The organism is Rhodoferax sp. (genome assembly GCF_028715765.1).
Lineage (GTDB): Bacteria > Pseudomonadota > Gammaproteobacteria > Burkholderiales > Burkholderiaceae_C > Rhodoferax.
In genome coordinates this window covers 1-6111 of record NZ_JAQURE010000082.1, presented here as the reverse complement: position 1 = coordinate 6111, position 6111 = coordinate 1, and the positions used below count along the sequence as shown (strand labels likewise).

The 6111-nt window shown below is 62.0% G+C and carries 6 protein-coding genes; all 6 read right to left on the bottom strand.

The annotated features are described in order from the left end of the window. Window positions 1-553 (bottom strand): type II secretion system F family protein (locus PHT20_RS16065; protein ID WP_301021313.1); only part of this gene is annotated, 553 nt, incomplete at its 3' end. Window positions 554-566: 13 nt separating this feature from the next. After that, the gene (locus tag PHT20_RS16060; protein WP_301021312.1) at window positions 567-1133 is read right to left on the bottom strand and encodes a Uma2 family endonuclease; all 567 of its coding nucleotides are present in this window, start codon (window positions 1131-1133) and stop codon (window positions 567-569) included. A gap of 64 nt (window positions 1134-1197) precedes the next feature. Continuing rightward, complete coding sequence (gene gspE, locus PHT20_RS16055; protein WP_301021311.1) at window positions 1198-2724, bottom strand: type II secretion system ATPase GspE; 1527 nt, start codon at window positions 2722-2724, stop codon at window positions 1198-1200. A gap of 10 nt (window positions 2725-2734) precedes the next feature. Continuing rightward, on the bottom strand, window positions 2735-4786 hold the full coding sequence (gene gspD, locus PHT20_RS16050; protein WP_301021316.1) for a type II secretion system secretin GspD: 2052 nt from the start codon (window positions 4784-4786) through the stop codon (window positions 2735-2737). A 34-nt stretch (window positions 4787-4820) separates the two neighbouring features. After that, window positions 4821-5600 carry a type II secretion system protein N gene (gene gspN, locus PHT20_RS16045; RefSeq protein WP_366520948.1) on the bottom strand — a complete coding sequence of 260 codons (780 nt, stop codon included), beginning with the start codon at window positions 5598-5600 and terminating at the stop codon, window positions 4821-4823. Between the two features lie 9 nt (window positions 5601-5609). Next, window positions 5610-6111 (bottom strand): type II secretion system protein GspM (gene gspM, locus PHT20_RS16040; RefSeq protein WP_366520947.1); only part of this gene is annotated, 502 nt, incomplete at its 5' end.

Genomic DNA, 6111 nt, shown 5'->3' with positions numbered 1-6111 from the left:
CGGCCACCAGCGACACAATGGCTGGGTAAAGCGCCGCACCAAGCAGTTTGGACTTGAGTGCCTGCTGCTCTTCCAGGTCATCCGCCAGGCGCTCCAGCACCAGCCCCAAGTTGCCGCTTTGCTCACCCGCACCGATGACCGCGACATAAATGTCTGAAAACTCGCGGGGGTGCTGTGACAAGGCCTTGGCAAGTGCCGTGCCACCGTTGACTTCAGAGCGAAGCGTGGCCACCAGCTCTCGCTCAGGGGGCTTTTCAGCCTCATCCGACAAACTGGCCAGGGCACGCTCCAGTGGCAAGCCAGACGACACCAACCCCGCCAGCTGGCGCGTCCAGATGGCCAGCGCGTTGGCACCAAACACCCGCTTGGCCCGGCCACCACTGGCCGAAGCTGTGCCAGCCGAACCCGTCTGGGCACTGACCGCCTCCACCTTGAGCGGCACCAACGCCTGGCTGCGCAACTGGGCACGGGCGGATTTGGCAGAGTCGGCGTCGATCACGCCTTTGCGGGTGTCACCCGCGCTGCTTAAGGCTTCAAAGGAATAGACGGGCATCGAAATTTAAACCTCAAAGCTCCAGCACATCGGCAAACAACTGCTCGGCACTGATCTGCAAAGCCACACTGGCGAGCTCAACCACCTCACCCCTGGCAAACGGGTGCAATACCCACAGGCCATCGGCGCCTTTGCGGTAAACGTCTGTGCTGCGCGTGTCCAGGTCGATCAAGGCATATTCCTGCAGACTAGGCAGGCTGCGGTAGTGGCTGAATTTCAAGCCCCGGTCATAGGCTGCTGTGCTCGGCGAGAGCACTTCAATGATCAGCCGGGGCTCGGTTTTGACCAAGGCACTGGCATGGTCTTGCGCGCTGCAGGTGACCAACACGTCGGGGTAAAAATAGCTGTTGGCAGCGGCTACATGCAAGCGCATGTCACTCATGTAGGCGCGGCACGGACCACCACTGAGGTGCTGGCGCAGGTTCACATAGCAATTGCCTGCAACAGTCACATGCCGGTCTTCGGCGCCTGCCATGGCAAACACCTCGCCGTCGAGGTATTCATGGCGGTCGACTTGGGTGGCTTCCCAGGCCAGGTAGTCAGCGGCAGTAAAGCCGAGGTTTTCAGCAGCTAGTCCCATGATGGTGTCCTCTTGAAGTGTGCATGTTTGATTATGAATGCCTCACGCTTGAAGCACATGGCACTCAATCGCGCGTGACCCGCAGCAGTTCTTCAAGTGAGGTGACGCCAGTGCGCACCAAGCGCTCGCCGTCTTCGCGCATCAAGACCATGCCAGCGGCACGGGCAGCGCTGCGGATGTCAGCCTCTGAAGCGCGGCTGTGGATTTGGGCGCGAATGGCGTCGTCGGTCACCAGCAACTCAAACACGCCGTTACGGCCTTGGTAACCGGTGTGGCCACAGTGCTCGCAACCCACAGGGTGGTATTCGGCTTGACTCGGGAAATTGGGTGTAGAGCTAGAGCCCGAGCGTTGTGATGCACCGGCGTTATTGGGGTCAGAGCCCAAGTTTTGCTGCGCAAAATTGGGAACTGCCCCCAATAACGCCTCAACGGGCTGCTTGCAGTGCGGGCACAGTTTGCGCACCAGGCGCTGCGCCAGCACGCCCAACAGGCTGGAACTCAGTAAAAATGGCTCAATGCCCATGTCGGTCAAGCGCGTCACAGCGCTGGCGGCATCATTGGTGTGCAGGGTGGCCAGCACCAGGTGACCGGTCAAGCTGGCCTGAATGGCAATTTGCGCGGTCTCGAAGTCGCGGATTTCTCCGATCATGATGATGTCGGGGTCTTGCCGCAGGATGGCGCGCAGGGCTTTGGCAAAGTCGAGCTCAATCTTGGGGTTGACCTGGGTTTGCCCCACGCCGGCCAGCTCGTACTCAATCGGGTCTTCCACCGTCATGATGTTGTTGCGTTTGGCATCCAAGCGACTCAAAGCGGCGTAAAGCGTGGTGGTTTTGCCTGACCCGGTGGGGCCTGTGACCAGCACAATGCCATGTGGCTGAGCCACCAAATGCTCAAATCTTTGCAGCAATTCACCCTGCATGCCCAAGCCTTCCAGGCTGAGTTTTCCTTCAGACTTGTCCAGCAAACGCAGCACGGCGCGCTCGCCGTGGGCGCTGGGAATGGTGGAAACACGCACATCGACCGCACGCGTGCCAATGCGCAGGCTGATGCGGCCGTCTTGCGGCATGCGGCGCTCGGCAATGTCCAGCTCGGCCATGATTTTCAGGCGGCTGATCAGTGCCGCGTGCAGCGCACGGTTGGGCTGCACCACCTCGCGCAGCGTGCCATCGACCCGGAAACGCACGCTGCTATGGCGCTCATAGGGTTCGATGTGGATGTCGCTGGCGCCATCGCGGGCGGCTTGCGTCAAGAGCGCGTTGAGCATGCGGATGATGGGCGCGTCGTCAGAGGTTTCCAGCAGGTCTTCAATGGCCGGCAGGTCTTGCATCATGCGGCTTAAATCGGCGTCACTTTCAACCTCATTGACCACCGCTGCGGCACTGGATTCGCCCTGCGCATAGGCCACGCTGATGCGCTGAATGAGCGTGGCGGCGTCTTGCAGTTGCAGCGCCAGCTGCGGGTATTTGCGGCACACCTCGCTCACCGCCGCAGGGTGCGAGGCCGTGTGCAGCCACAGGGTGTAAGCAGCGGCATCTTCTTCCAGCAGCAGCTGGTGGGTGCGGGCAAAGGCGTAGGGCAATGAGTAACGCATGGCGGGGGTGTTATTGGCCAGCCGGTGTGGCCACTGCTGCGGGTTGGTGCACCAGCGCAGGCAACACCGGGGCTTGGTTGACCGGCACCAGCGTGCTGGGGGTGGGCTGGGCATCTTGCATGCCGCTGCGCATGAGGTCGTAGCGATCCATCGACAGCTTGTCGGTGGCGCGCGCATCACGCACCACCACCGGGCGCAAAAACACCATCAGATTGGTTTTTTTGCGGCTGCGTGCTTCACTTTTGAACAAATTGCCAAACAAAGGCACGTCTGCCAGGCCGGGCACTTTTTCTTGGTTGCCCGCGTATTCGTCTTGCAGCAAGCCACCCAGCACCACAATGGCACCGTCTTCCACCAAAACGTTTGATTCAATGGTGCGTTTGTTGGTGGTGGGGCCGTTGGGGGCGTTCACGCTGGAGGCCAGCACGTTGCTGACCTCTTGGTAAATGGCCAGCTTGACCGTGCCGTTTTCGCTGATTTGGGGTTTGACCTTGAGCGTGAGCCCCACGTCTTTGCGCTCAATGGTCTGAAACGGGTTGACCGTACCGCCCGTGGTGGCCCCAGTGCTGGTGAACTGGCCGGTGACAAACGGCACGTTTTGGCCAATCACAATCTTGGCTTCTTCGTTGTCTAAAGTGAGCAGGTTGGGCGTGGAGAGCACATTGCCACTGCCAGAGTCTTCCAGAAAGCGCGCCAAAAAGCCCAACACATAGACCCCATTGACCTGCTGCGCTGCGCCCACATTCAAACCACGCCCCGGCACCACCGTGCCGGTGGCTGCGCCCGTAGCCAGGCTGATGATGTTTTTGCCGCCAATGCCAAAGTTGCTGCCCAGCAAGCCCACCACCCCGCTGCCAGCGTTACCCAGCGGCCCTTGCCACTGGATGCCAAACTCAGCCGCTTTGTCCATGCTGACCTCGGCAATCAGGCTTTCCACAAACACCTGCGCCCGCCGAGCATCCAGCTGGTCGATGACGGCACGCAACTGGCGGTATTGCGGCTCGGGCGCGGTGATGATGAGCGAATTGGTGGACGCATCGGCCTGAATTTGCCCCCCGGTGGTGACGGCCGGTGCAGCAGGCGTGCTTGGGGCGCCGGTGGGTGCGGCAGCCGGGCTGGCAGCGCTGCTGATGGCCGCACGCAAGGTGACGGCCAGCTTGGTGGCGTCGGCATTTTTCAGGTAAACCACATGGATGTTGCCGGCCGCACCGGTGCGGTTGGCATCAGGCTGGTCAAGCTTGTGAATCAACGAGCGCACCAGCGCCAGCTGGGCGCCGTTGGCGGCTCGCACAATCAGCGCGTTGGCGCGTGGCTCAGCCATCACCGTGGTTTTGAACGCGTTTTCGGCAGTGCCCGCCGGCACCGTGCTGCCGCCCACTCCCATCAGCCGCTGCACCAGCGGTGCCAGGTCTGAAGCCAGGGCGTGCTGCAGTGCAATGACCTCGGCATCGGTGGCGTTGGCCACGTCCAGCGCTGCAATGATGAGCGACAAGCGGCGCAGGTTGTCGCCATAGTCGGTGATCACCAGCGAATTGGTGCCAGGGTTGGCATTGATGGTGTTGTTGGGGCTGATCAAGGGGCGCAACACGGCCACCAGGTTGTTGGCTGACTCGTGGTTGAGCTTGAAAATTTGGGTGGCAATCTGGTTGCTGGTGGGCACGTTTGTGGCGCGCTCGTCCTGGATGTTGACCCCGGCGCTTTGCAGCTTGGCCTCGGCCTCGGGCACCACTTTGTACAGTCCGCCCGACTCCACCAGTGTGTAGCCCTGCAACCGCAAGGCCGCCACAAACTGCCCCAAAGCCGCCGCGCGGCTGACTGGCTGGTCTGACACCAGCGTCAAGGTACCTTTAACGCGCGGGTCTACCACCACATTGCGCCCGGTGATGCTGGCAAAAGTGCGCGCCACGGCTTCGATCTCAGCCCCCTGAAAATTCAGCGTGACCGCCTCACTGGCCTTCACCGGGGTCTGGGCTTGAACCAAGTTTTGCAAGCAAAATAGCCCTGTAGCGCTTGTAAATAGTGCGTAAGCAGCTATTGAAATGATACTTTTTTGAAAACCCATCAAACGCGATTTTGGTGTGTGTTGAGGCATGAAACTATCCCAAGGTAATGACCGAGCGGGCGCCACTGCGCCGCCCAATGATGTTCAACAAATTCGACAAAGCACCCAAGTGCTCAGGTGCGCTGCTGGCCTCGCCGACAAAGCGCAGCTTGCCGCCCACCCATTGCCCGCGGCCTGAAAGCTGCAGCGGACCTTGCAGCGTGGCCAATTGCAGCTCTGGCGCACTGCCTCCGGCCAGGGTCAAGCGGTAGCTGCCCATGGGGCTGAGGGTGGACAGGCGAGACGACACCTCTTGCAGCTGCAACTGCGCCGTGCCAGCCAGCTGCACACGCCCGGCCACCCAACTGGCGCTCAAGCCCTGCGGGCTGAACATCAGCTGCCCCTGCAGCGCCAAGGTATTGAACGGTGTGCCCAAGCCAGCCAGCAAGGGCGCTGGCCAGGTGGACGAGGTGTCAGAGAACGCCACCTGCAGCCCACCCCAGCGCGGCTGCACCAGCACCCGCCAGGGCTGCTGCAAGCAACACGGGGTGTGCAGTTGCAGCGCCAGACCCAGGCCGCTGGGTTGCAGCGTCCATTGCAAGCGGCTGGGCAACGTGGCCGCCGCCGGGCTGCCAGCGCCGCCGGTCAAAGTGAGCTGGGCTGAGCCGTCCCACACCGTGCCACGCGCGTCTTGCAAGTTGACTTGCCCATGGCTGGCTTGCTGGACTGCTGCCGCCAGCCAATGCGCTGGCGCAAACCACAGCAAGCTCACCAGACCACCCAACAGCGCGCCGCTCAAACCCCAACGCCAAGGCGACATGACTTGTGTCTTCAAGATCATGATTTATTGGGCAGGCAGGTGCAGCACCAGCGTGCCGTCCCAGCCGCCGGTGGCGTTGCGGGTCAGGCGGGCTTCAAGCGGTGCCATGTGGGCATTTTGGCGCGCGTTGGCCAGCCACTGCGCCAGGTCTTGAGGGGCGGTGTTTTGAAGCGTGAGGGTGACGCGCTCGGCTTGCACCACCAGCTTGGCATTGGCACCCAGCAGGCTCACGCTGTCGTCCAGCGCGGTGCGGGCTTGGGCGGCATTCACCACCGGTTGGGCACGCAGGGCTTGCGCCTGGGCTTGCAGCTGCTGCATGTGCTGCCACTGGGCATCCAGCTGGGCATGCTGCGCTGGGGCGGTATTGAGCACTTTCAACGCGGGAGCCAACGCCAGCCACCACAGCATGGCCAAGCCCACCACTGCCAACGCCAGCCACAGCAGGCGTTGCTCGCGCCGCGGCAAGGCTTGCCAGCGGTTTTGTACCTCGGCCCAGGCGCTCATGGCTGGCCTCCGGCACTGATCA

Excerpts from the sequence above, each read along its gene's own strand:
- PHT20_RS16060 (WP_301021312.1), bottom strand. The coding sequence starts at position 1,133 with ATGGGACTAGCTGCTGAAAACCTCGGCTTTACTGCCGCTGACTACCTG.
- gspE (WP_301021311.1), bottom strand. The coding sequence starts at position 2,724 with ATGCGTTACTCATTGCCCTACGCCTTTGCCCGCACCCACCAGCTGCTG.
- gspD (WP_301021316.1), bottom strand. The coding sequence starts at position 4,786 with ATGGGTTTTCAAAAAAGTATCATTTCAATAGCTGCTTACGCACTATTT.